The organism is Variovorax sp. CF079 (genome assembly GCF_900101545.1).
GTDB lineage: Bacteria > Pseudomonadota > Gammaproteobacteria > Burkholderiales > Burkholderiaceae_C > Variovorax.
Map to the genome: position 1 here is coordinate 74,429 of NZ_FMZU01000023.1, position 23,500 is coordinate 97,928.

Here is a 23,500-nt window from a genome sequence, read left to right on the forward strand (position 1 = left end):
GACCGAATTTCAGGCCGACAGAACCGCGTTCAGATTGCAGGCGCAGCTTGGCCACGAAGCGCAGTCGCCCGAGTACGGTTCTATTTGGCCAGCTCCCTGATCCGGTCGACGACCTCCGGATTGGCGAGGGTGGACACGTCGCCTGGATCCTGACGGTTCGAAATCGCTGCGAGCACGCGCCGCATGATCTTTCCCGAGCGCGTCTTGGGCATGTCGGGAACGACGATCACCCGGCGCGGACGCGCAATGGCGCCGATTTCGGACACCACCGATGCCGAGACCCGGTCGGCAATCTCCGCGGAAGGTGCCAGCCCCAGCTTCAACGCGACATACAGGTCGGGCACCTTGCCCTTGACCGGGTCGGCCACCGGAACCACGGCCGCCTCGACGACCTCTGGCACGAGCAGCGCAGCCGATTCGATTTCCTTGGTGCCCAGGCGGTGGCCGGCAACGTTGATCACGTCGTCGATGCGGCCGAGGATGCGGTAGTACCCGTCGGCCGTTTGCACCGCGCCGTCGCCCGCCAGGTAGGGCCAGTCGCGCCAGTCCTTGCTCTTGGGATCCTTGCAGTAGCGCGAGTAGTACTGGCGCACATAACGCTCGGGATCCTTCCAGATCGTCTGGAAGCCGCCCGGCCAGGGATTGCGGATGCAGATGTTGCCGGCCTTGCCCGAACCGCTGGCGAGCTCCTTGCCCTGATCGTCGTAGATCACCGGATGAATGCCGGGAATCGCGGGCCCGGCGCTGCCGGGTTTCATCTGGTGGATGCCCGGCACCGTGCTGCAGAGGAAGCCGCCGGTTTCGGTCTGCCACCAGGTGTCCACGATGACGGCTTCGCCCTTGCCGACCATGCGGTGGTACCACTTCCACACCTCGGGCTCGATCGGCTCGCCAACGGTCGTCATGTGCTTGAATTGGTGGCTGTATTTCGCTGGCTCGTCGGGTCCGTCGCGCCGCAGCGCGCGGATTGCCGTGGGCGAGGTATGGAAGATGTTGACATCGAGTTGTTCAGCGATGCGCCATGGCCGGCCGGCATCCGGATGGGTCGGAACGCCTTCATACACGACCGTTGAAGCAGCGAGCGCCAACGGGCCGTAGACGATGTAGGAATGGCCCGTGATCCAGCCGATGTCGGCCATGCACCAATACACGTCCTCGGGGTGGATGTCCTGGATGTATTTGGATGTCCAGGTGACGTAGGCGAGGTAGCCGCCGATCGAATGTTGGCAACCTTTCGGCCGCCCGGTGGTGCCGCTCGTGTACATCAGGAACAGCGGCGCCTCGGCCGGCATCGGCACGGGCTCGACACGATGGCCGCGGAACTTACCGAGCAGGTCGTTGACGATGACGTCGCGCCCCTCGACCAGCTGCCTGGCGCTCGAGGTTTTGCCCGGGTAGCGCTGCCAGACCAGGACCTTGTCGATCTGCTGGCCGAGGCTGGAGGCCTCTTTCACCGCGATGTCAGCCTTTTCCTTGTGATCGAGCAGATGGCCGGCACGGTAGTACGCGTCCATCGTGATCAGCACGCGGCTCTCGGAATCCCAGATGCGGTCGGCACAAGCCTTGCCGCTGAAGCCGCTGAACACCTGTGAGTGGATCACGCCGAGCCGCGCGCAGGCGAGCATGGTGATCGGTAGTTCCGCCACCATCGGCATATGCAAGGTCACGCGGTCGCCTGCCTTGAGTCCGCAGAAGTCGCGCAACAGCGCCGCGAACTCGTTGACGCGGACGAATAGTTCTTGATAGGTCAGGTGCTGTACCGGCTCGTTCTCCGGCTCGGGCACGAAATGGATCGCGGTCTTGTTCTTGTGTTTGACGAGGTGGCGATCGACGCAGTTGTGGCAGGCGTTGATCCTGCCGCCGACGAACCAGCGCCAGAACGGCGGGTTGCTGGCATCGAGCGTCGTCTGCCAGTGCTGGTACCAGTCGAGAAGGTCCGCGAATTCCTTGAAGCACTCGGGGAATTTGTCGAGGGCAAAGCGCTGGAAGATGCCGGCGTCGGTCAAGTTGGCCTGCGCGACAAACCGGCTGGACGGCGCGACATAGTCCTCTTCCGGCCAATGCACCGCGATCTGTGCCTCGGAGACTTCAACAGTCTGCTGCTCCGCGGCATGGCGAGACGACCTGTGTTCAGTCATGACGGTCACTCCTTTTTTTGGGCAGATCGAATTTCCAAGCAGAAACAACTACACCACTCTGCCCATGCTTGTCAACCCGGAGGTTTTGGCCTAGCCTCTGGTTGGACACGTCACCAGCAGAAAAGGAGGATCAATCATGGATCTTCTCGTGGAACGTACGGATGTATGGGCAGCGGACATCCAGGACCGGCCCGGCGGCCTTGCCGAGGTGCTGGATACGCTGCGCGAAGCGGGGGCAGACCTGCAATTCATCGTTGCGAGGCGTAGGCCGGACAAGCCCGCGACGGGGGTCGTCTATGTCACGCCGCTGCAGAACGACCGTGAAATCCGTGCGGCGGCACAGGTGGGCTTCAACGTGACGCAAAGCCTTCACTCGGTTCGAGTCATGGGCCCGGATCGCCCGGGCATCGCTGCGGAGTTGACGCAAAAGCTTGCCGCCGGGGAAATCAATCTTCGCGGCTTCTCGGCCTCCGTGATCGGCAAACAGTTCGTGGCCTATATCGCGGTCGACTCGCTGGGCGACGCCAACAAGGCGATGGAAATCCTGTCGAAGGTCTGAGATCGCGACGACGGGTTTCGGCGCACGAAATGCGGTGGTTGCGTGCGGGCACGGTTGCACAGCTGCCGCGCGCTTGCTCCCGCCTGGTTCGGCATTGAGCCGGTTGAGGTCAAGCTGTAAGTCGAGCCTGCGACGCGAAACGCGTGCCGGAAAAAGGCAGGCTCGGGGTGTTTTACAGAAATGAGGCGGGACAGAGCGGGTGGATAGTGATTCGGTACTGTCGGACTACGCATCAAACTGATGCTTCACCAGAACTTCCACCATGGCCGCGGTTCGGGGCTACTCGGTTGCTCGGGCGTCGCGAGAGGCGAGACCTGGCTGTCCCGCACGCGGCGACGAAGTTCGGCCTCGAAAGCATGCGCGAGGCCAAAGGCGAGCTCATCCCCGCGTGCGGCCCGACTGCGCCATTCCCGGGCCAACTCGGCCAATTGATCGTCGTCGAGTTCATGCGGCGGCACGCGGTCACTCACGTCCGCTCGTTTCTCAATTTCGTTGGGAGAAGACATTCAGTGCCTGATGAGGCGGCTACGCAAAATACCGCGCGCCGCGTTGTCATGGCCGCCGCTGGGCTTGACACTTTCAATCGTCGAGTTGCGCACAAGGCCGAGGATCGCCATGTGGCTCGGCGACTCTCGTGCTGACCGAGGGCCGCCGCGCGCGGCCCACGAAGTTTCGCAGTCGCCGTTGCCGACAGCACGTAGCGACCAGAGCCATTGGGACCAGATCGCGCTTCGCAGACCGTCCCCGAGAAAAATGCATGCACCCAGCATCCGAACTGGGCAAAGATTTCCGGGCTGCCGACACCAACCACTGTACCGTCCGACAGTTTTCTCAAATGTTCTCGCACGCGTCAGCGGCTATCAGGGCTTCGCAGGCATTTCCTCGTCTTGCTCCATTCCGCTTGGGACGAAGGTGACGCCGTGGTGCGCCAAGTAGTCGCGAATCAGACGTCGAACGACCTGCGAAGGCGTGACATCCTGGCGGGCGCAAAGTGCCTCAAAGGCCTTTTTCTTCGAGGGATCGACCAGCACCGTCAGGCGCGCTGTCTTGAGTTCCATGAGCTATCCCTATGTCAGTTTCATGATAATAACAGTATCATCCAGCGCAATCGAATTGCAAGCTAGGCCAAGGCGTTTCTGATGCCCGCTTGGCCGAGATGCCAGAGCTGTTCATTGCATTGTCTCGTTGATTCCTGCGCACCGCACGCGGCTTGGCCGTCCGGTTCGCTGAAGCACGTAACCGGACGAGTTAGAGACGGCTTCGCGGCGCCCAAGGCTCTGGAACACCAATGACGGCTCTCAGCGCCGCCGTACGGTTGGACGCGCTCGGCGCCTTCTTCCTGGCCTGGTCACTCCCGATGATCTTGCTGGGCAGCGTCTATGCGGTCGGCCACCTGCGGCCGCACTTCACATCGAAGCGTCATCTGGGGGTGCACTACGCACTGCTGAACCTGACGGCCCTGTCGTTCGTGCTCGTCTACACCGCGGATCTGAGGATCTGATCTTCCTGCTCGGCTGGGAGACCGCCGCTCTGGCCGCATGGCTCCTCGTCATCTGGGATTACACGAACCAGAAAGTCCGCTTCGCCGGGTTCAACTACCTGGTGTCCACGCACATCGGTCTGATCTTCCTGGGTGCGGCGTTCATGATCCTGTACACGCACTCGGACTCGTGGGACCTCAGCAGCTTCGGACGATGACTGCGCGACAACGCGAGCTCGGAACGCAACCTCGTCTTCCTGCTGCAGGTCACGGGCTTCGGCCTTAAATCCGCGTTCTTTCCGTTTCCTTCCTGGCTGCCACGGGCCCACGCAGCGGCGCCAGCCCATGTGTCGGCGCTGATGTCGAGTGTCATCCACAAGGCCAGCCTCTACGCACTGGTGCGCTTCGCTTTTTCTGATCGGCAAGCCTGACGAATGGATGGGCTGGTTCCTGATCGGCTTCTCCGTGCTATCGGCGGTGGTCGGCGCCCTGTACACGGTCGGGCAACGCGACCTGAAGCGTCTGCTGGGCTACTCGTCGACCGAAAACGTGAGCATCGCCAGCATCGGCTTCGGTGTCGGGTGCCTCGGACTGAGCTGGGGCAACGCCTCGCTGGTAGCGATCGGATCCGCAGGTGGATTGCCCTCCAACGGACGACGGATAGCGCGTCGGCTCCATCGCCGCATCGCGGTGGCCGCACCTGCAGCGATCCGGCATCCGCATCCGCATCCGCATCCGCATCCGCATCCGCATCCGCATCCGCATCCGCATCCGCATCCGCATCCGCATCCGCATCCGCATCCGCCAAACATGTTAATATCATTACCATTGCAATTACACTTTCAACGCATTACATTTGCCTTGAAGCTTATGCCTCCTTGAGTGCGTTGGCTAGTCCAGCGTCGAGAAATCGCGTCGCTGGCCACACTTGCAGTGCGGAGGCTCGATTACGTGGGGTTCATTCGCCCGACTCTTGCTATCGTTCCGGCAGCGACGGCGATCGCAGTTCGAGTTGGCCGGCGGTGTTCACCGAGACGACGGTTGATCAACGTCGTTCGAGGGGCCTGAGGCGACGCCATGCCCCAACAGCATTTCAACAAGCCCGCGGCGGCCTGCGGATCACAGCTGAACCACAACCTGATGCTGGTGCAATTCCTGCCACCCAGCGGGAAACCACGAGTTTGTGCAGCACTCTGGCGCGAGGGTGACCGTGTACGCCTCGCGGCGCCGCTCATGCGCGCGCGCAACGGTGTTCGGGATCCGAAGTCCTATGCACGGCAGTTTCCCGATGCCTTGGCGTCGATCGATGCCTTCGAAGAAGCCATGACCTGGCTGGATGCAGCGTGCTACGCCGCTGCCGATCCGCACGAGGTTGATACCGCATGTCAGCAACACCCCGAGTGGCGATTGCGATGCGTGCGGTACGACGGAGGCGACGCCAGCCTGTTAGGGCTGGCAGGTCTGATTCGGGCGACCGAGACCGCTGGCGCCTTCCCGGAGACGATCATGCGCGATTGCCTGCTGGAAATGATCAGGCAGATCCTGAAGAACGCCCCTGATTTGGTGGCAGGACAAATCGAATCGACCTCTCAAAAGGGGGATGACGTCGCAACGCTGGACCTCGGGCTGGATCGAGCGGTGGTTGTCACCTTGCTCGCGAACATCACCTCGACGGACGTCGTACATCAAGGGGTGCTGGCACACCACAGGATGACCGCCCCGAACAATGCTCGGACCCAATGCCTGCTCGTAGTGCCCAATCTCCAAATCAACCAGCCGACGTTCCTCACTCCGCGCGTGGTGATCACCAACATGGACACCGATCACGTTCGTGCCTCGCTGGTACACATGGCTAAGCACTGAAATCCAAGTAGCCCCTCAATCAAGAAACAGAAAATCGACCTTGCTCATGTCCGATAGTTCCGCATCTGCGCAGCACGTCAAACCCTTCATCTACGAGACCGTCAGCTCCAAGGCTCTCCACTTCTGTATCAGTCACACTCAAAGCCGCATGCGACTCAGCGACCCATACGCGCTCGCTCTCGAGTACACGCGCACGATGATGGGATTCCTGCTTTTCAAGCCGGAGCCGCGGAGTATTGGAATGATCGGCTTGGGCGGTGGGTCGTTGGCCAAATTCTGCTATCGCCATTTGAGCCGCGCCCGAATCCAAATCGCCGAGATCAATTCGATGGTGATCGCATTGCGCGAGGAGTTCCACATCCCGCGCGATGACGCGCGGTTCATCGTTTTTCAAAGCGATGGGGCGGACTTTGTACGCCGCGGTTCAAGTCGTTTCGACGTGTTGATCGTCGACGGCTATGACCTTGAGGGACTGCCTGCCCAACTGTCTTCTCAAAGCTTCTACGACGACTGCCGCGAGACGCTCCAGCCCGACGGAATCATGGTGGTCAACTTGCAGTACGGCGACCCCGAAACCGACGAGCACCTGGCTCGCATCCGTCGCAGCTTCAATGGCTCGGTCCTGGTGGTCGATGACGGCGAGGAGAGCCATAGCATCGTGTTTGCCTGCAAAGGTGACGCCCTCGAGACGTACCGCCTGGGAGCAATTCGAAGGCCGCCAGACCTCGATCCAGGCGCCGCCAGCCAGTTGCTCGCAGGGTTTGCGTTGATCGCATCGGTGCTGAAAGATCAGCGAAGCTAGGGCTTCTTGAATCGCATGGCGTTCATATACTATGTGTCACGGGTACCTGTTGCATTGTCATGCTGAGGATCCATGGAGCTCAAAACTGCACGCCTGACTCTGCTCATTGATCCTCATGAGAAGGAAGCCTTCGAGCGACTTTGTGCGCTGCAGGATCGGACGGCGTCGCAGGTGGTGCGACAGCTGGCCCGTGACTACTTCACACAGCACGGTGTCCAGTACATGGCGCGCGGCGTGAGCGCGAGAGAGTTCGCCGCCCGATTCGACATACCGGCGCTGCGGCCGAGGTCGGATTCGCTGGGCGCCGCTCTTTCGGCCGTGAGGCGTCGAGCCGTGCGCCCCAGGGCCTGAGGAGCAGCATGCCCCCCGTCGCGCAATGGCTCCATCTCGATTGGATACTCGTTGTGACGATGGCCTGGTTGCTCGTGGGGGCCGCCGGGATCTTCGCCCTGCATCGCTTCAGCCTGGTGTCCCAGGTGCTCTTCCCCGTCGGGGCGCTGTTTGGCTTGGTGCTCTTCGGGCTTGCCATCGATGCCCTGCTTGGCGCCCCCGAGGTCGCCGTGCTGCCCATCGGGTTGCCGGCATTGCCGTTCCATCTCCGCCTGGACAGTCTGTCGGCCTACTTCCTGATGGTGATCGGTGGAGCATCAGCCGGCATCTCCACATTTGCGGCCGGATACTTCCGCAAGGGCGAAGGCACGCCGCCCGGCCTGCTGTGCCTGGAGTACCACGTTTTTCTGGTCAGCATGGTGGGGGTGGTCCTCGCCGACGACGCGTATTCGTTCATGGTGATGTGGGAGACGATGGCGCTGTCGTCGTTCTTCCTGGTGACCGCGAACCACCGCATGGCTGAAGTGCGCAGCGCCGGCTATCTCTACATCACGATGGCGAGAATCGGCGCGATCGCTGTCCTGCTGTGCTTCGGTGTGCTGCAGGCCAACACGGGCGACTACACCTTCGCCAACATGCGCGCCCAGGCACTGTCGCCGTTCTGGGCCTCGGCCGGCTTCCTGCTCGCCGTGTTGGGGTTCGGCGCCAAGGCCGGCATCCTGCCCCTGCATGTGTGGCTGCCCGAAGCTCACCCCGCCGCACCCTCCCCCGTCTCGGCCATGATGAGTGGCGTCATGCTCAACACGGCCATCTACGGCCTGTTGCGCGTGTCTTTCGACTTGCTGCACACGCACCTGTGGTGGTGGGGCGGGCTGCTGCTGGCGCTCGGTTTGGCGACGGCCCTGTTCGGCGTGATCTTCGCGGCGGTGCAGACCGACATGAAGCGGCTGCTGGCCTATTCGTCGATCGAGAACATGGGCCTGCTGTTCGTCGGCATGGGCCTGACCTTGATTTTCTCGGCCTACGACATGAAGCCGATGGCCGCACTCGCGTTGACTGCGACCCTCTATCACGTCGCGAGCCACGCCTTTTTCAAGAGCCTGCTCTTCCTCGGCACCGGCAGCGTGCTTCATGCCACTTCCGAGAGAAGCCTCGGCAAGCTGGGGGGCCTGATCCGGACCATGCCCTGGGTCGCCTGGCTCACGCTGTTGGGCGTGCTGACCAGCGCGGGTCTGCCGCCGCTGGGGGGCTTCGTATCAGAATGGCTGCTGCTCCAGAGCTTCCTCTTCACGCCGGGGCTGCCGGTGCCGTTGCTGACCATGCTCATCCCGGTGGTCGCCGCACTCATCGCTCTGGTCGCAGCGCTGGCCGGCTACACAATGGTCAAGTTCTTCGGCGTGATCTTCCTCGGGCAGCCGCGCGAGGACAAGCTCACCCACGCCCACGATGCCGGCCGCTGGGAGCGCATGGGTATGGTATGGCTGGCGCTCGGCTGCATCGCGCTCGGACTGCTGCCGACACAATTCATTCAGCTGATGGACCCTGTGACGCAGCAGCTTGTCGAGTCGGGTCTCGGCGCCAAGGTGGCAGCCAATGGCTGGCTGTTGGCGCCGAACAGTCTCGCGCAGGCCAGCTACGGCCCCGTGATCTTCCTGCTCGGCATCCTGGGGAGCTTTGCGTTCGCCTTCCTGCTCGTGCGGAAGCTCTACCACGGCCGCGTGCGTCGCGGCCTGCCCTGGGCCTGCGGCTTCCCGTGGGGCACAGCACGCATGCAGGACACCGCCGAAGGATTCGGCCAGCCGATCCGCCAGATCTTCGAACCTTTCTTCCTGATGCGACGTGATCTGCCCACGCCCTTCGACGCGAAACCGCGCTACCGCGTAACGGTGGAGGATCACTTCTGGCGCTGGCTCTATGTGCCCATCGTCGACCTGGCGGCGTACCTCGCGCGGCTGATCGGCCTGATGCAGCAAGGGCGAATCTCGGTCTACCTGCTGTACAGCTTCCTGACGCTGGTGGCCACGTTGCTCGTGGTGATGCGATGAGGTCGCCATGAGCTTCGCCGGCTTCATGTCGCAGTTGCTGGAGATCGTCATCGCGATCGGGCTGGCACCCCTGCTCACCGGCTGGGTCAACCTGTGGCGCGCGTGGCTCCAGAACAAGTCCGCGCCCAGCCTCTGGCAGCCCTACCGGATGCTGCACAAGCTGTTCAACAAGGAGTCGATGGTCGCCGACCATGCATCGCGACTGTTTCGCGTCGCGCCCTATGTGATGTTCGGATGCATGGTGCTGGCTTGCGCCATCATCCCCACGCTGTCGACCGATCTACCGCTGGCGCCAGCGGCCGATGCGATCGCACTCGTCGGCCTGTTCGCCCTGGCGCGAGTGTTCATCTCGTTGGCCGCCATGGACATCGGCACCGCGTTCGGCACCATGGGTGCGCGGCGCGAGATGCTGGTTGGTTTTCTTGCCGAACCTGCCTTGTTGATGGTGCTGTTCTCGGCTTCGCTGATTTCCCAGTCGACCTCGCTCACCACGATAGTCGAGACGCTGGCGCACCGCGAACTGGCGATCTATCCCGGTATGGCCTTTGCCGGGGTCGCATTCACGATGGTGTCGCTGGCCGAGAACGCGCGCGTGCCGGTCGACAACCCGGCCACGCACCTTGAGCTGACGATGATCCACGAGGCGCTCATCCTCGAGTACTCGGGCCGCCACCTGGCGTTGATCGAATGGGCGGCCAGCCTGAAGCTGTTCGCCTATTCGTGCATCGGCCTGGCCCTGTTCTTCCCTTGGGGCGTTGCCGAGGCCCAGGCGCCGCTGGAGATGTTGCTGGCGCTGCCCGTGTTGGTGATCAAGCTCGCCGTGGGCGGCTTTCTGCTTGCCGCGCTGGAGACGGCAAGCGCCAAGATGCGCATCTTCCGCGTGCCCGAGTTCCTGGCCACCGCCTTCCTGCTTGCGGTGATCGGCATGCTGGTGCACCTGCTGCTCAACCAGTGACATGAGCAGCGGCATCCTGACCCAACTCGTCAACCTGCTCGGTGCGGTGCTGCTGATGCTCGCATTCGCGATGATCTCGCAGCGGCGCATCCTCACCCTGATTCACCTGTTCACGATGCAGGGTGCGGCGCTGGCGCTCGCGACCGCCGTGGTCGGCTATGCGACCGACCAGCACCACCTGTACCTGTCAGCCGGGCTGACCTTGGTGCTCAAGGTGCTGCTGATTCCATACCTGCTGCACCGGGTCATCGACCGTCTCGACATCCGCTGGGACGTCGAGACACTGATCAATATCCCGACGACGATGCTGATCGGCATCGGGGTCGTGATCTTCGCCTTCAATCTGGCGATACCGATCTCCCAGCTGTCCTCGGCGCTGGCCAGCGGCACACTGGGCATCGCGCTGGCCTGCGTGCTGCTGTCGTTCCTGATGATGATCACGCGTGCGAAGGCGGTTCCGCAGGTGATCGGCTTCCTCGCGATGGAGAACGGCCTGTTCTTTGCCGCCACGTCGGCCACCTACGGGATGCCGATGGTGGTCGAGTTCGGCATCGCGCTGGACGTGCTGATCGGCGTGCTGATTCTGGGCGTGTTCATGTTCCAGATTCGCGAGCAGTTCGACAGCCTGGACATCCGCCACCTCGAGAAGCTGAAGGACGACTGAGGTGCTCGCATTGGCCTTCCTCCTCGCAACTCCGCTGGCCGGCGGACTGGTGCTGGCGCTGGTCGGCCATCGCGACAACGCGCGCGACGTCAACGTCGCCTTCAGCCTGGGCACCTTCGTCGCCGCCTGCGTGCTCACGGCGCAGATCGTCAAGAGCGGGCCGATGCTGGTGTGGGACCGCGAGTTCTACATCGACCCGCTGAACGTCTTTCTCGTCACGCTGACCGCATTCGTCGGCCTGACCACTTCCATCTTCTCGCGCCCCTACATGCGCGTGGAGCGCGACCACGGCAAGATGACGCCGCCGCGCCTGCGCCTGTACCACAGCATGTACCAGCTGTTCAGCTTCACGATGCTGCTGGCACTGACGACCAACAACATGGGCATCATCTGGGTCGCGATGGAAGCCGCCACGCTGACCACCGTGCTGCTGGTCAGCGTCTATCGCACCGCGGCCAGTCTCGAGGCCGCATGGAAATACTTCATCCTGTGCGGCGTGGGCATCGCCCAGGCGTTGTTCGGAACGGTGTTGCTCTACATGGCGGCCGAAAAGGTGATCGGCCCCGAGGGCGGCGCCTTGCTCTGGACCAACCTCGATGCAGTGAAGGACCAGCTCGACCCGAACATCATCACGCTGGCGTTCGCGTTCCTGTTCATCGGCTACGGTACCAAGGTCGGGCTGGTGCCGGTCCACAACTGGCTGCCGGACGCGCATGCCGAGGGTCCGACGCCGGTGTCGGCCGTGCTGTCGGGCCTGCTGCTGAACGTCGCACTCTACGCAATCCTGCGCTGCAAGGTGCTGACCGATGGTGCGCTGCACTATCCTCTGGCCGGCCGGTTGATGATGGGCTTCGGCCTGCTGTCGGTGGTGGCGGCAGTGTTCTTCCTGATCCGGCAGAAGGATGTGAAGCGCATGTTCGCCTACTCGTCGATCGAGCACATGGGGATGATGACCTTCGCTTTCGGCATGGGCGGCCCGATCGCCAACTACGCCGGGCTGCTGCACATGACGGTGCATTCGCTGATCAAGTCCGCGATCTTCTTTGCCGTCGGCCATGCCACGCAAAAGGCGGGCACCCAGATCATGGAAGACATCCGCGGGCTCATCAAGGTCAGCCCGACGGTCGCCTGGGGGATGATGCTCGGATCGCTCGCCATCCTCGGCATGCCGCCGTTCGGGGTCTTCGCCAGCGAGTTCCTGATCGTCACGACCGCAATGCGCGAGCAGCCCTGGGCGACGCCGTTCCTGCTGATCGCCCTGGGCCTGGCGTTTGCATCCGTCTTCAGCCGGGTGCAGCCGATGGTCTTCGGCGAGACCAACGTCAAGCCCCTGGCGCATCCGCCGGCCCTGGTTCCGGTGTTCGTGCATCTGGCGCTTGGCCTGATGCTCGGCGTCTACATCCCACCCTATCTCAACGCCTGGTACGTCCAGGCGGCGGCGATGCTGGGGAACTGAGCAAATGGCACGGCCGGAACTCGGACTCGATCTGCGGCGCCTGTCGGCGCCGACGCCCATTTGGCATGGGCGCGTGGGTCGGGACGCCTGGAGCGCCATGGCGCGCAGCATCGCGGACATGGGTGGGCGCCTGATCTCAGTCTGGGGCGTCGATCGCAGCGCATCGGGCGAGGCCATGGCGGCGTGTGCAGCCTATGCGGTCCCCCAGGGGCTGGTCTGGCTCGAACTGAAGCTGGACGATGCAGCGCAAGGGTTTCCCGATCTGGCCATCGCATTCCCGTGCGCGGCGCGCATGCAACGCGCCGTGGCCGACCTGTCAGGCATCCGAGCCGAGGGTAGCCGTGACGATCGCCCCTGGCTCGACCACGGGGTGTGGCCACCCGGATCATTGCCACTGCAGCACAAACCCCAGCCCGAAGCATCTGCTACCGCCGGCGCGCTACCTGCCGACTACCCCTTCGTGCGCGTCGACGGCGACGGGGTGCACGAGATCGCCGTCGGGCCCGTGCATGCCGGCATCATCGAGCCTGGCCACTTTCGGTTCTCCGTCGTGGGCGAGAAGGTGCTCAGGCTCGAACAGCACCTCGGGTACACGCACAAGGGCATCGAGCGCCGGTTCATGGAACTGATGCCGCTCGAGGGACACCGCCTCGCGGGACGCATCTCGGGCGACACGACGGCGGCCTACGCCTGGGCCTACAGCATGGCGCTGGAGTCAGCCTGGGGCGGCGAGGTCCCGGACCGCGCCAACTGGCTGCGTGCGCTGATGCTGGAGCGCGAACGCGTGGCCAATCATCTGGGCGACCTCGGCGCTCTTGGGAACGATGCGGCCCTGGCCTTCGGCCTGGCGCAGTTCTCGCGCCTGCGCGAAGACTGGTTGCGCCTGTCCAAGGAGATCTTCGGCCACCGCCTGATGATGGACGCCATCGTGCCCGGCGGCGTGGCGATCGATTTGACGCCAATGAAGCGGGATCGCCTTTGCATGCAGTGCGATGTGATCGAGCGAGAGGTGCGCGCGCTGCGACGTGTGTACGACGAACATGCGGGCCTGCAGGACCGCTTTGTCGGCACCGGGCGGGTGACGCCCCAACTGGCCGCGCAACTCGGCCTCTCGGGCCTTGCGGGACGCGCCAGCGGGCAGACGGCCGATCTGCGCTGCAGCTTCCCATGGCCGCCTTACGATCGGCTCAAGGTTGCGATCGCCACATCCAGCGACGGCGATGTCGCTGCGCGCGTGACGATGCGGTTCGAAGAGGCCTTCGAGTCATTGCGGCTCATCCGCGCCATCTGCGCTGGCTTGCCGGACGGCGCCGCTCGCACCGAGATCCGGCCTCAGGCGTCGGCATCGCTGGGGGCGGGCTGGGTCGAAGGCTGGCGGGGCGAGGTTTTCGTCGCACTGGAGATCGGGAGCGATGGTCGCATCGTGCGATGCCATTGCCATGATCCGTCCTGGCAGAACTGGCCAGTGCTCGAGCACGCCATCATCGGCAACATCGTTCCGGACTTCCCGCTGATCAACAAGTCCTTCAACCTCAGTTATTCGGGGCACGACCTCTGATGTGGCACATCCTCAAGCAGATCGTGCGCACCGGCATCGTCACTGAGCCGGCGCCGCAGGTTGACGATGCCGAACACGCCGCGGTCGATCGCATTCAGCGCGACCTACTGGCCATCCTTGGCCAGGCGCTGACGATCCGCGAGGTCGATGCCGGCTCATGCAACGGCTGTGAACTCGAGATCCACGCACTCAACAACCCCTACTACAACATCGAGGGACTCGGCATCAAGTTCGTCGCCAGTCCGCGCCACGCCGATATGCTGCTGGTGACTGGGCCGGTGTCGCGCAACATGGAAGAGGCATTGCGGCGCACCTACGACGCTACGCCGGAACCGAAGCTGGTGGTCGCCGTTGGCGATTGCGGCTGCACCGGCGGCATCTTCGGTGAGAGCTATGCCAGCTGTGGCAAGGTAGCGAACGTGATTCCTGTCGATGTGGCGATACCCGGCTGTCCCCCACCGCCGGTCGACATCTTGCGCGGGATCCTCAGCGCCGTTCGACAACGTAAGGCACAGCCCGGCACGCGTTAGCCATGAAGAGTGCCGACGGGTTCCTGCTTGAGGCGAAAGGCACCGAGATCGGCGCTACGCCTGCGCCCGCCCCCCACCCACTCCTCTTCAAACCCTGGATTTCGGCGCCCGCGAACATCGTGGTCTACGAGTTCAGTGCTCGCCTCGACGAGAACTGCGAAGCTGCGGCAGCCGAGCAGATCCTCAAGGCCCGGTGCCTCTACAACGCTGTGATCCGGTGCGTTCGCGCTGTGCACGGGGAAATGAACGCCTGGGTGCTGGAGCGCGCAGGCCCCCGTGCCAAGGCCTAGCAGGATCAGCTGCCGGCCTGCGAACTCGAGATCTCGGCTGCGAAGGCCGCGGCGGATGTCGAGCGGCTGCGCATCCTCGCGCCCCAACGGATCACGCTGGGCATGGAGCTGACCGGACTGCTGCGACCGACACGCGAGAAGTACCGCGCAGAAATCCGGTCGCTGTTCTTTGCCCGGGTCGGCAATACCACGACGACCGAGACCTACCAACTGCGCTGCCAGGCAGTCAACGACGGCTTGGGCTGGGCGACCGCAACAGCCGTTCTCGACAGCGCGTTGCTTGCGTGGAAAAGTCTCTCGCTCTCGGGCTGGAACAACGCTTCATTGATCGTGACATTCTTCAGCGCCTCGATCCGCTTGCCCGCCTCGAGCTTCACGACGCGGTCCACCAACAGGAACGGATAGCGGTGGGGAAGCCTTTTCAGAATTTCGTGGATGTCCAACTTCACGCAAGCCCCTTATCGTCGTATCGACGGCTCCTCTCGGGCAGATCCCGGCCGTTCATCCCGCCACGCCGTGGGGCCTGTCCTGCTTCCGCGGCGGCGCATAGGTCCGGCTTTCTGTCCCGCGGACCGATCAGCGGGCGTGCAATGCCTTGCTGGCCGTGGTGTTGGGCTCTGACAGTGCGACCACGCTGCCCGAAGCCGATGTCCGAGACCTACGAAGCCTCTGAGCCCGCAGCGAGACTGGGCCAGGACTGCGCCCTGACGGCCTCGCCCATCTCGGTCCTCCGGTGACGACCCTCGCCAACGGCACGGCGACGTCGACACCAGTCACCGGTGACATGGGCAATCGACAGCAGGCCATCGCGCGCGCCCGTCTGCTGGCGCCGACGGGCATCGCGCAGCGCTAAGCTCAGGCCGCATCCCAGACAACATTCGGCAGCATGGCTATGCCAGGACGTGCAAATAGGTAGCCCTGGAACAACTTCACGCCGAGGCTTCGGAGCGAATCGACCTCTTGCCGGGTCTCCACCCCTTCCGCGATCACCTTGATCTGGAGTTCGTCGCACGTCGCGACGAACCCCTTCACGATCGTGAAGCGCACGGCGCTGAGGTGGATGTCCCGAATGAAGCTCATGTCAATCTTGACGATATCCGGCTGAAAAGCGGCCAGCAGTTCGAAGCCTGCATAGGCCGCACCGAAATCGTCGATGGCCGAGATGAACCCGAAGCGCTCGAAGGTTTCGAACGTCGCGGCCAGTTCGCGCAGGTCCTTGAACGGCTCGCCCTCCGTGATCTCGAACATCAGGCGATCGACGGGAAAGCCCACTCGCTCGGCCGTGCGGATGGCAGATTGGAAACATTCCGCTGGCCTTGCAATGTCGTTGGGCATGACATTGAGACTGAGCCTCGATCGCATGCCGAGCATCGATGCCATCTCGATCGACCTCACGCGGCACGCCTCGTGGAAAGCAAAGCGATGACGCGCCTGCACCTTGCCGAGCACCTCGAAGGCCCCTTCCCCGTGAATGCCTCGAACAAGCGCCTCATGCGCGAAGATGTCTCGCTGCTCGAGGTCCACGATGGGCTGGAACGCGATGGTGAAGTCCGGCCCGATGCGAGAACCGGCGGCCTCGGTGATGTTTTCGGTTTTCATTGGACCAGCTGCTCCCGCCTCGCAAATGAGGATCCGTACCGGGCTTCCTGGGTTTCGGACCTCGACGCGGCCATTATGAATCGGTTTCTTCCCTCTTTCTTGGCCGCGTACAGCGCCGAGTCGGCGCATGCCAGCAGCGCGGGAAAGTCCTCATCCCCCTCCGAGATCGCGACACCGATGCTGGTCGTCACCTGCAAGGTGCGGCTCGGAAGGTGGAATACCGGCTGCATCGCACTGATCACCTTGCCGGCAACCAGCCGCGCTTCGTCGGCATCGGTGACACCTTCGAGCAGGACCACGAATTCGTCGCCGGCGTAGCGCGCCGCCATGTCCGTCTCACGCACGCTCTCCTTGAGCCGACGGCCGAATTCCTTGAGCACCGCGTCGCCCGCTGCATGGCCCAGCGAATCGTTGATTGACTTGAAGTAGTCGATGTCCAGGAACATGAGACAGACCGGAAGGTGGGACCGCCGGGATCTGGCGAATGCCTCGCGCACGTGCTCTTCGAAGGACCGGCGGTTCGGCAGGCCCGTGAGCGCGTCTTCACGCGCGAGGGTGTCCAGCTGCATCTGCTTCTGCTTCAAGTCGCTGACGTCGTTCGCCAGGATGTACAGGCCGACGACCTCGCCCTCTGCATTTCTCTGCGGCAGGTAGGTCGTCTGCAGAGTTCGCTCGCCGACCAGCAGCTTGGCCGTCTGCTCGAAGGAGACCTCCTCGCCGGCAAACGCGCGCGCCAGCAGCGGCTTGCGCATCTCGTAGTGCGCGTCACCAACGGCCTCCCGAATGGGCCGGTTCATCATCGAAGATGGCGGGATGCCGAGCCAGGTCAGGTACCTGCCGTTGCAGAATACCACCCGCTCATCGCGATCCAGCTCGGTCAGGAGCGCCGGCACGTTATCGGTGAGCCCGCGCAGGCGTTTCTCGCTCTCGGCACTGCGGATCTCGGCTCGCTTGCGCTCGGTCACGTCGAAGGTCATCGCATAAAAGCCTCGCACGATGCCTTCCTGATCGCGATCCGGAATGTAGTGAGACTGGTACCAGTTCTGACTGAGCCCGCGCGTACGGTATCCAGTCATCTCGAAGGTCACCGCTTCCCCGGCGAGCACACGCTGCACATAGGGCTCGACCATCTTGAAGTCTTCGATTCCACGCACATCGGCCATGCTCTGGCCCACCAGCTCCGCGTTGTCGTGCAGCGCCCGCACATGTGCGTTGACAAAGGTGTAGCGCAACGATGCATCCACGTGCGAGACCAGTGCCGGGAGGTTATCGGTGATGGTGCGAATGCGAGCCTCGCCCGCAGCTCGCTCGCGTTCGGCCACCTTCTGGCGCGTGACGTCGAAGGTCATCACGTAGTAGCCGAACACCTCGCCGGCATGGCGTATGTCGGGTACCAGATGGCACTCGAAGAAACCCTCCTTGCCATTGCGATCGTAGGTGCCCACGTAGCGCGTCGCCGTCCCCGCCAGCACTTTGGCAATCTCCGGCTCCAGTTGCTTGTAGACCGCCTCCGGCAGCGACTCCTTCATCGTCAGTGTGCCGATGTCGGCCTTCGTCTTGCCGCGCATGGCGAGTCCCGCCTTGTTGCCGAAGAGGCAGACCTGGTGGCGATCGAAGTAGGCGACGACGGCCGGCAGGTTGTCGGTCACATCGCGCAAGAACCGTTCGCTCGACCGCAGCCGCTCGTGGGCGATCTGGCGCTCCAGCATGAGCGAATCGAAGGTGCGCGAAAGATCGCCGATCTCGTCCTTGGGGCCGACCTGCTCCAAGGGGGCGTAGTTCGAGACGGCGCGCGAAACCTGCATGTGTTCATGCAGCTGTGACAAGGGCATGAGCTGGGAGCGCATGACCACGAAGGCGAGCCCCCCGACCAGCGCGGTCAGGAGCAGCGCGCCCGCCCAGGTGTACCGCTCGATCTCTTCGATGCGGGCAAAGGCCTCGCTTCGCGGATAAATGCCCCCGAGCACCCAGTTGGTCTGGCTGCTGCGCTTGAATGCGTAGAGCCCGTACACGCCAACGCGATTCATGGCTTGGGCCGTACCCTCAAATCCGGCGATGGCGCGGTCCAGCGCAGGATTGCGGCCTCCCTCAGCATTCACACTCTGCAGAATCAGGTCCTTGCGAGGGTGGTCGATAACAATGCCATCCGTATTGGCGATGAACATGTATCCGCTCTTGCCAAATTTGATGTTGGCAAGTTCACCCAGGAAGTTCTGCTCCTTGAGGCTGATGGCGCCGGAGATGACATAGACCACTTCACCCTGGCTGTTCAATACCGGCTCCGTCATCGCGATCTGCGCCAGACCGTTGAGTCGATTCCGGTAGGGCTGCGAGATGACGCCCGCCTTGGCAGCGACCGTCCGCAGGAAGTATTCGCGGTCTTTGATATTGACCTTGCCGATTTTGTCCGCGCCGTTGAGGTTGGCCACAAGGTCGCCGTTCCTGTCGACAAAGGCGACGTTGTCAAAGGCCTCCTTCAGCGACTTGTGCTGCATAACAAAGTCCTGCAGCAGCTTGCTGTCGGCAATGTGTTGTGCCTCGACGCTGTTGCCGAAGGTCTTGAGCAAGGTGCGCCGGCTTAAGAACTTCTGATCCACTGCATCGGCGATGGCCGAAATCCGATCGAACTGTTCGTTGGCGATGTCCTCCTGCATGTGGCGCTTGGCAAAGTAGAGCGCGGCGGTGGCGACGCCCAGCGTCGTCAGCAGGACAACGGCGACCATGCCCAGGGACAACCGGGCGCGCAGGCCGAGGCGAGAGAGGCGAAGGACTGGGAGGCGCATCATGTGAGTTCAGGTCGGAACAGCCGCAGCTCGATGCCGCAGACCCGGAAGCGTCGCTTCGCTCTGGTCATCGGGTCAACGCCTCGGCCAGCATACTCATAAAAGCCCGCCCGGCACACGTGCGTGAGCGACCAGAGATCGCACGAGCGTGAATGAAGTTGCGTTGTCACGACGCAATTGCTTCGAGGGGCGGCGTTTTGTCGGCCAGTGCCGTTCAACCCCCGGCTGCACTTCTCGGCCAGCCAATCCTTCGGCGTTTACTAAAGCATTCATTGCGAGATCGAAAGCGCTGCATGAATCCACCGGAAGGAGGGGAGCAGGCTGGTTCCTACGGTTAGCAGAGGGGAACAGCTTTTCAGAGCCTATGGCGCGGGAAGCTTTCCTACCCATTGTTCGGCTGAATAGACTGCGGTGATGGGCCACCCAATTTAGATCTATGTACGTCATAGCGGCGGCCGTGCACTGCTGAACTTCCGCTTCCCGCTGCGATGCGTGACCGGTTCCTAGAAGGGGTGTCCAAGGCACGCTTCGACTCGGAAGACTCCCGGGTCACTCGGAGCTGGTTGTACTTCCCGAGTGGAACGCCGGCTCCGGCGAGCCGGGACACGCCAGAATTCCGATCGCGGCCATCAACGTGAACTACTCGAGCGGCGACGAAGAGAGTCATGCTGTCGCGCCCAGCCGCCGCTCCCATGGCGGCTCCCTTCCAAGCTCAGGTCTGCGAAGTAGTCTTCCTTCGATGCAGGGACCACCCGAGGGTCATTCCGGCAGCGGCGATCAGGATGGCAACCGAGCCGACGAACTGCAACAGCTTGAGCCTATGATCGAAGGCGACGAAGTCCACGACCATGGCGAAGATGGGATAGAGGAAGGACAGTGCACCTACGGAGTGCGTCGGCAGCTTCTGGATCGCGCCGTACAGAAGCGCGAAGACCAGACCCGTGTATACGGCGCCCATCACCACGAAATCGCGCCAGGCCCGATAGTCGGTTGGAAGATTCGTGAGGTCCGCGAAGGGCGCGATCATGACGGTGCCGACGCAGACATGGATCAACGCGATGAGGTGCGGTGGCGTGTCGCCCAGCTTCTTGGTCGCGATCGCCGCGATGGCGTAGAAGAATGCGGCGCCGAGCGCCATCAGAACGCCGGCGATGTAGGCGCTTGCGGGCCCTGCGTAGGCCGCCGCTGAAGGTCTCGTATAGACAATGAGCAGCACGCCCGCGAATGCGATGCCAAGCCACGTCAGCTTGGTGGCGGTGATGCGCTCCGAGAAGAAGATCGCGCCCAGGCCGACCAGCATGAACGGCTGCGTGTTGTAGACGGCGATCGCAACGGAGATCGATGCCCGCGAGAACGAGCCGAAGATCAGCAGCCAGTTGAGGACGATGGCCACGCCGCCGAGGGCCGCCCAACCGACCTGCTTGAGCGTCAGCCTGCCGACCAGCGCTCCTGTGAGGAAGCATACGACCAGCAGCGTCGCGGCTCCGAAGACGCAGCGCCAAAACAGCAGTTGGATGATAGGCTGCCCGGAAAAAACGACGAACCACCCGATCGTCCCCGAAATCAGCATGGCGGCAACCATCTCGACGGTGCCGCGAATCCTTTTGCTCTTGTTGCTCTTGTTGCTCATTGCTCAGACTTGCACTCGGGCCGGGGGCGCCGTCTTGCGAGAGCGGCAGGAACGACCAACACCTGCCGCTGGTCGCCCGCAATGTTAGTGTGCTTTGTCCCGCGCGGCCCTAGACCTGGCCGTGCGCCAGGTGATGGCCTTGTTGGGTGTGTCAATTGCGTGATCCGCGACGATGGCGGACCATCACCAAAAGGACACCTGTGAGGACGTGGGAGTAAGCCACCCTATTGGACTGACGTTCGAGCGCTGCTCAGGAACCTGCTGCTCGACGGGTTGCCATCGCACTTGGTCCCCATTTCGGACGATGGGGGCGACCTCAAGTTCCATCTTTCATGTGCCGCCGGGCCGCACCTAGGAAGCGTTCGCGTCTACGGCCCCGGTGCTGACGGTAAGCGGGTGTCGCGGGGGTTCTTCGAATTCGTCGAGCGAGCTGCGCGCGGCAGCATTTCCGAGCTGATACCAGCTCAGCAATTCGACAATGTGCGACTGCGCGTGGAGGTAGCCGTGAATGACCAAACCGGACTGTCTGCGGGACAGCAGGCGCATGCCATTGGCAGAAAAAGACCTGCACGACTTTCGAGTGGCAGCAGCGCCGCGGCTTCGATCCAGGAATCTAGGATGTTGGCCGCAGCAGAAACTACTGCCACTTTCATTGCGTCAATGCGAGCACGACGATGAAAACTGAATGCCAGGTCGCCAAGCGACTCGCAAGGATGATTGAGGCGTGTGCGCGCGTTGAGCACGGGGCCGTCGAACGCTTCGGCGAGCGAGCGCATCAGCGCGACAGGTCTGGAGCGCGTTGCCCTGCAGTGTCGGCCCACATCTCCGCTGTCGCATCGCGCTCCAACTGCCGCGCGTCTACTTCATGTCCGCCCTCCTGCATGAGAGTTCCCCGCCTGGCTTGCCGCAGCATGTGCCGCGGAACGTCTGGGTCGGTCATCTGCAGCAGATCCAGTTCGCGCTCGGCCAAGGCGGCTTCTTCGGCCTTCCGCTGGATCAGTTCGTACGCCAACAGGAACGGCAGCGACAGCAGCGCCAGCACGGCGTAGATCTGGCCCATGGCTAAACCCGCAATCACGACCAAGGGTGTCAGCACGATGATCACGATCACCCTGGCCATTAACCAAAGATGTCTCATGATTCATCTTGCTGCAGCGCGACCGGCCGAGGGTGTCGGGAGTTGCCAGTGCTGGCGTAGGACTGTCGCACACTCGGGGAAGTCCCGAAGTCGAAAGACTGACATCTCCCCCGTCCTGCGGGGCAGCGCCGGGTCCGCTCCTCAGGCGCGCCCGCTGACCTTTCGCGCCAGCAGCCAGACCACAGGCGGCGTCAGCATGCGGGCCAGCGCCTTGACGCGGTCGACGCGGTGCGTCTTCATGAAGACCGAGGCCGATTCGTCCCCGTGCTGCTTGCCGGCGAGCGGGCTGGTGTAGTAGTAGGCGGCGACCGAACGGCGCGGCCGGCCGTCCGGCGCCTGCAGCGGCTTGGTGTGGCCGTGGTAGCTCGCGGGGCCGTGCGGCAGCACGATGGTGCGGCCGAACTCGGGCTGCACGGTGGTCACGCAGCGGTCCTGCTTCTTGTCCCAGAGTTCGAGCCCGGAACCCCAGGCCGGGTCCCATCCCTTGTCCCGCAATTAATACACTAACGGCATGCCAGCTTAGCACCCAGCAAGCACGCCCTCACTCCATCACAAAGTGACAAAACCAACCCAGCTAGGCAAAATCAACTTCCTCGCCGTTAGCGTAATTTCAATGCCTTCTCTCTCCCTCTTCGAAGAGTCGCCCCTCGCCGTTCATCGCCTGGCGTTTGAGCGATGGTTGCGGGACCAGCGCGCCGTTGGATCCCTGCGCCAGGCGTCGTCCATCGAGGTCTACCGAGACATGTGGGGCAGCTTCACGGCCTGGTGCCTCGGGCAATCCCCGGCCGTGTCGCTGGCGTCTCTCGATGTCCGCGATCTGCAGGCGTTCCAGGCGGCGCGCTTCGGCATGAAAAGCGCCGACCTGTCGCTCACCCCGCGTCACGCGCTTCGCCTGCTGCGCCTGATCGACCGGGTGCTGCGTCACCATGCCGCTGAGACCGGCGAGCCCGTGAACACGGCGGCGAGCGACTGGATCGATGCGCACCCGGAGATCCGCTACGCCGAAGCCGCGCAGGCCGATCCCTTGCCTGAGTTTTTGTCGGTGGCCGAGGCGCGGCACCTGATCACGTTCTTGTCGGATGCGCGACCTCGCCCGGGTCTGTCGGGCTCACGCCGCGACAGTCATCTGGCTTTCACCTGGCAGCAGCTGCGCAATCGAGTGGCCGTAGCGCTGCAATTGGGCGGGGGCCTGGCACCGGGCGATGTTCGCGCGCTGACCCTCGATGCGCCGACATCGCGCGGTGGCCGCGTGCGCGAACGCCCATGGAAAGTCGCGGTGCCGGGCAACGGCAATTCGCCTGCACGCGAAACGCCGATCGCCCCTTGGGCGGGCGAGTTGCTGCAGCACTGGCTCCAAGTCCGCACGGAAGCTCGCATTCTGGGCAATTTCCTTTTTCCGTCGACCCGCAGCGGCAAGCCCTGGAGCAAGGATGCGCAGTACAAGGCCGCCAGGCAGGTCTTGGAGGAAGCAGGTCTGGATGCCAGCGATGGCGGCTCGTTCCGGTTGCGGCATACCTTCGCATTGCGGCAGCTGCGCCGCGGGACAGATTCCGATCAGGTCGCACGGTGGCTTGGTGTCGAGCCAGAGGCCATGGGCAAATACCGCAGAGTCGTGAGCAGTCCCGAAGATGTGGTCTAGCATCTGATTCACACTGTCGAACGGGCACCCAGCAATCAGAC

General features: G+C 63.2%; 22 protein-coding genes and 2 pseudogenes. 15 read left to right on the forward strand and 9 right to left on the reverse strand.

Going from position 1 to position 23,500, the window contains the following annotated elements; genetic code table 11:
- Nucleotides 1-80: 80 nt before the first annotated feature.
- On the reverse strand, nt 81-2,138 hold the full coding sequence (gene acs / locus BLS74_RS26925; protein WP_093110229.1) for an acetate--CoA ligase: 2,058 nt from the start codon (nt 2,136-2,138) through the stop codon (nt 81-83).
- Between the two features lie 136 nt (nt 2,139-2,274).
- Here acs and BLS74_RS26930 point away from each other — a divergent pair, with 136 nt between their 5' ends.
- Nucleotides 2,275-2,697 carry an ACT domain-containing protein gene (locus tag BLS74_RS26930; RefSeq protein ID WP_093110230.1) on the forward strand — a complete coding sequence of 141 codons (423 nt, stop codon included), beginning with the start codon at nt 2,275-2,277 and terminating at the stop codon, nt 2,695-2,697.
- A 245-nt stretch (nt 2,698-2,942) separates the two neighbouring features.
- Here BLS74_RS26930 and BLS74_RS26935 read toward each other — a convergent pair whose 3' ends face one another.
- Complete coding sequence (locus BLS74_RS26935; protein ID WP_244504014.1) at nt 2,943-3,203, reverse strand: hypothetical protein; 261 nt, start codon at nt 3,201-3,203, stop codon at nt 2,943-2,945.
- A 354-nt stretch (nt 3,204-3,557) separates the two neighbouring features.
- The gene (locus BLS74_RS26940) at nt 3,558-3,755 is read right to left on the reverse strand and encodes a ribbon-helix-helix protein, CopG family (protein ID WP_093110231.1); all 198 of its coding nucleotides are present in this window, start codon (nt 3,753-3,755) and stop codon (nt 3,558-3,560) included.
- Nucleotides 3,756-3,985: 230 nt separating this feature from the next.
- Here BLS74_RS26940 and BLS74_RS35215 point away from each other — a divergent pair, with 230 nt between their 5' ends.
- The 13 genes and pseudogenes from BLS74_RS35215 (at nt 3,986) to BLS74_RS26995 (ending at nt 14,670) form a co-directional block, all read left to right on the forward strand.
- On the forward strand, nt 3,986-4,198 hold the full coding sequence (locus BLS74_RS35215; protein ID WP_244504015.1) for a hypothetical protein: 213 nt from the start codon (nt 3,986-3,988) through the stop codon (nt 4,196-4,198).
- 50 nt (nt 4,199-4,248) lie between these two features.
- Nucleotides 4,249-4,608 (forward strand): annotated as a pseudogene (locus BLS74_RS35575) (proton-conducting transporter membrane subunit).
- Nucleotides 4,544-5,059, forward strand: a complete 516-nt coding sequence (locus BLS74_RS35580) for a proton-conducting transporter transmembrane domain-containing protein (protein WP_280142667.1) — start codon at nt 4,544-4,546, stop codon at nt 5,057-5,059. Before BLS74_RS35575 ends, BLS74_RS35580 begins: the two are co-directional and overlap by 65 nt.
- A 195-nt stretch (nt 5,060-5,254) precedes the next feature.
- A complete protein-coding gene (locus tag BLS74_RS26950; RefSeq protein WP_139191745.1) occupies nt 5,255-6,040 on the forward strand; it encodes a hypothetical protein in 786 nt (261 codons plus the stop codon).
- A gap of 46 nt (nt 6,041-6,086) precedes the next feature.
- Nucleotides 6,087-6,842, forward strand: coding sequence for a fused MFS/spermidine synthase (locus tag BLS74_RS26955; RefSeq protein ID WP_093110233.1), 756 nt, complete (start codon nt 6,087-6,089; stop codon nt 6,840-6,842).
- 72 nt (nt 6,843-6,914) lie between these two features.
- Entirely contained in the window at nt 6,915-7,193 is a 279-nt protein-coding gene (locus BLS74_RS35225) for a CopG family transcriptional regulator (RefSeq protein WP_244504016.1), read from the forward strand.
- A gap of 8 nt (nt 7,194-7,201) precedes the next feature.
- Nucleotides 7,202-9,217, forward strand: coding sequence for a hydrogenase 4 subunit B (gene hyfB / locus BLS74_RS26965; protein ID WP_093110234.1), 2,016 nt, complete (start codon nt 7,202-7,204; stop codon nt 9,215-9,217).
- A 7-nt stretch (nt 9,218-9,224) separates the two neighbouring features.
- Entirely contained in the window at nt 9,225-10,172 is a 948-nt protein-coding gene (locus BLS74_RS26970; protein WP_093110235.1) for a respiratory chain complex I subunit 1 family protein, read from the forward strand.
- 1 nt (nt 10,173) lies between these two features.
- Nucleotides 10,174-10,836 carry a formate hydrogenlyase gene (locus BLS74_RS26975; protein WP_093110236.1) on the forward strand — a complete coding sequence of 221 codons (663 nt, stop codon included), beginning with the start codon at nt 10,174-10,176 and terminating at the stop codon, nt 10,834-10,836.
- 1 nt (nt 10,837) lies between these two features.
- Nucleotides 10,838-12,292: a hydrogenase 4 subunit F gene (locus BLS74_RS26980; protein ID WP_093110237.1), complete on the forward strand. Its 1,455-nt coding sequence runs from the start codon at nt 10,838-10,840 to the stop codon at nt 12,290-12,292.
- Between the two features lie 4 nt (nt 12,293-12,296).
- Complete coding sequence (locus BLS74_RS26985) at nt 12,297-13,850, forward strand: hydrogenase large subunit (RefSeq protein ID WP_093110238.1); 1,554 nt, start codon at nt 12,297-12,299, stop codon at nt 13,848-13,850.
- Complete coding sequence (locus BLS74_RS26990; RefSeq protein ID WP_093110239.1) at nt 13,850-14,380, forward strand: NADH-quinone oxidoreductase subunit B family protein; 531 nt, start codon at nt 13,850-13,852, stop codon at nt 14,378-14,380. Before BLS74_RS26985 ends, BLS74_RS26990 begins: the two co-directional genes overlap by 1 nt.
- Nucleotides 14,381-14,382: 2 nt before the next feature.
- Nucleotides 14,383-14,670 carry a hypothetical protein gene (locus tag BLS74_RS26995; RefSeq protein ID WP_093110240.1) on the forward strand — a complete coding sequence of 96 codons (288 nt, stop codon included), beginning with the start codon at nt 14,383-14,385 and terminating at the stop codon, nt 14,668-14,670.
- Between the two features lie 320 nt (nt 14,671-14,990).
- On the opposite strand, the pseudogene BLS74_RS27000 reads toward BLS74_RS26995, so the two are convergent.
- The 6 genes and pseudogenes from BLS74_RS27000 to BLS74_RS27030 all read right to left on the reverse strand — a co-directional run.
- Nucleotides 14,991-15,113, reverse strand: a pseudogene (locus tag BLS74_RS27000) (3-hydroxyacyl-[acyl-carrier-protein] dehydratase FabZ); the annotation flags it as partial.
- A gap of 412 nt (nt 15,114-15,525) precedes the next feature.
- The gene (locus BLS74_RS27005) at nt 15,526-16,269 is read right to left on the reverse strand and encodes an EAL domain-containing protein (RefSeq protein WP_093110241.1); all 744 of its coding nucleotides are present in this window, start codon (nt 16,267-16,269) and stop codon (nt 15,526-15,528) included.
- The gene (locus BLS74_RS27010) at nt 16,266-19,055 is read right to left on the reverse strand and encodes a sensor domain-containing diguanylate cyclase (protein WP_244504017.1); all 2,790 of its coding nucleotides are present in this window, start codon (nt 19,053-19,055) and stop codon (nt 16,266-16,268) included. Before BLS74_RS27010 ends, BLS74_RS27005 begins: the two co-directional genes overlap by 4 nt.
- A 709-nt stretch (nt 19,056-19,764) precedes the next feature.
- Nucleotides 19,765-20,682, reverse strand: a complete 918-nt coding sequence (locus BLS74_RS27015) for a DMT family transporter (RefSeq protein WP_093110242.1) — start codon at nt 20,680-20,682, stop codon at nt 19,765-19,767.
- A gap of 775 nt (nt 20,683-21,457) precedes the next feature.
- On the reverse strand, nt 21,458-21,820 hold the full coding sequence (locus BLS74_RS27025; protein ID WP_139191746.1) for a hypothetical protein: 363 nt from the start codon (nt 21,818-21,820) through the stop codon (nt 21,458-21,460).
- Between the two features lie 141 nt (nt 21,821-21,961).
- Nucleotides 21,962-22,315, reverse strand: a complete 354-nt coding sequence (locus BLS74_RS27030) for a 2OG-Fe(II) oxygenase (RefSeq protein ID WP_093110245.1) — start codon at nt 22,313-22,315, stop codon at nt 21,962-21,964.
- Nucleotides 22,316-22,376: 61 nt separating this feature from the next.
- Here BLS74_RS27030 and BLS74_RS27035 point away from each other — a divergent pair, with 61 nt between their 5' ends.
- Nucleotides 22,377-23,459 carry a tyrosine-type recombinase/integrase gene (locus tag BLS74_RS27035; protein WP_244504018.1) on the forward strand — a complete coding sequence of 361 codons (1,083 nt, stop codon included), beginning with the start codon at nt 22,377-22,379 and terminating at the stop codon, nt 23,457-23,459.
- Nucleotides 23,460-23,500: the final 41 nt, after the last annotated feature.

What these genes read in the sequence shown, in the direction of transcription:
- BLS74_RS26975 (WP_093110236.1), top strand. Translation starts at nt 10,174, where the DNA reads ATGAGCAGCGGCATCCTGACCCAACTCGTCAACCTGCTCGGTGCGGTG.
- BLS74_RS26930 (WP_093110230.1), top strand. Translation starts at nt 2,275, where the DNA reads ATGGATCTTCTCGTGGAACGTACGGATGTATGGGCAGCGGACATCCAG.
- BLS74_RS26950 (WP_139191745.1), top strand. Translation starts at nt 5,255, where the DNA reads ATGCCCCAACAGCATTTCAACAAGCCCGCGGCGGCCTGCGGATCACAG.
- BLS74_RS26995 (WP_093110240.1), top strand. Translation starts at nt 14,383, where the DNA reads ATGAAGAGTGCCGACGGGTTCCTGCTTGAGGCGAAAGGCACCGAGATC.
- acs (WP_093110229.1), bottom strand. Translation starts at nt 2,138, where the DNA reads ATGACTGAACACAGGTCGTCTCGCCATGCCGCGGAGCAGCAGACTGTT.
- BLS74_RS27010 (WP_244504017.1), bottom strand. Translation starts at nt 19,055, where the DNA reads ATGATGCGCCTCCCAGTCCTTCGCCTCTCTCGCCTCGGCCTGCGCGCC.
- BLS74_RS27025 (WP_139191746.1), bottom strand. Translation starts at nt 21,820, where the DNA reads ATGAGACATCTTTGGTTAATGGCCAGGGTGATCGTGATCATCGTGCTG.
- BLS74_RS26955 (WP_093110233.1), top strand. Translation starts at nt 6,087, where the DNA reads ATGTCCGATAGTTCCGCATCTGCGCAGCACGTCAAACCCTTCATCTAC.
- BLS74_RS35225 (WP_244504016.1), top strand. Translation starts at nt 6,915, where the DNA reads ATGGAGCTCAAAACTGCACGCCTGACTCTGCTCATTGATCCTCATGAG.
- BLS74_RS26970 (WP_093110235.1), top strand. Translation starts at nt 9,225, where the DNA reads ATGAGCTTCGCCGGCTTCATGTCGCAGTTGCTGGAGATCGTCATCGCG.
- BLS74_RS26940 (WP_093110231.1), bottom strand. Translation starts at nt 3,755, where the DNA reads ATGGAACTCAAGACAGCGCGCCTGACGGTGCTGGTCGATCCCTCGAAG.
- BLS74_RS26990 (WP_093110239.1), top strand. Translation starts at nt 13,850, where the DNA reads ATGTGGCACATCCTCAAGCAGATCGTGCGCACCGGCATCGTCACTGAG.
- hyfB (WP_093110234.1), top strand. Translation starts at nt 7,202, where the DNA reads ATGCCCCCCGTCGCGCAATGGCTCCATCTCGATTGGATACTCGTTGTG.
- BLS74_RS26935 (WP_244504014.1), bottom strand. Translation starts at nt 3,203, where the DNA reads ATGTCTTCTCCCAACGAAATTGAGAAACGAGCGGACGTGAGTGACCGC.
- BLS74_RS27015 (WP_093110242.1), bottom strand. Translation starts at nt 20,682, where the DNA reads ATGAGCAACAAGAGCAACAAGAGCAAAAGGATTCGCGGCACCGTCGAG.
- BLS74_RS26985 (WP_093110238.1), top strand. Translation starts at nt 12,297, where the DNA reads ATGGCACGGCCGGAACTCGGACTCGATCTGCGGCGCCTGTCGGCGCCG.
- BLS74_RS35215 (WP_244504015.1), top strand. Translation starts at nt 3,986, where the DNA reads ATGACGGCTCTCAGCGCCGCCGTACGGTTGGACGCGCTCGGCGCCTTC.
- BLS74_RS27005 (WP_093110241.1), bottom strand. Translation starts at nt 16,269, where the DNA reads ATGAAAACCGAAAACATCACCGAGGCCGCCGGTTCTCGCATCGGGCCG.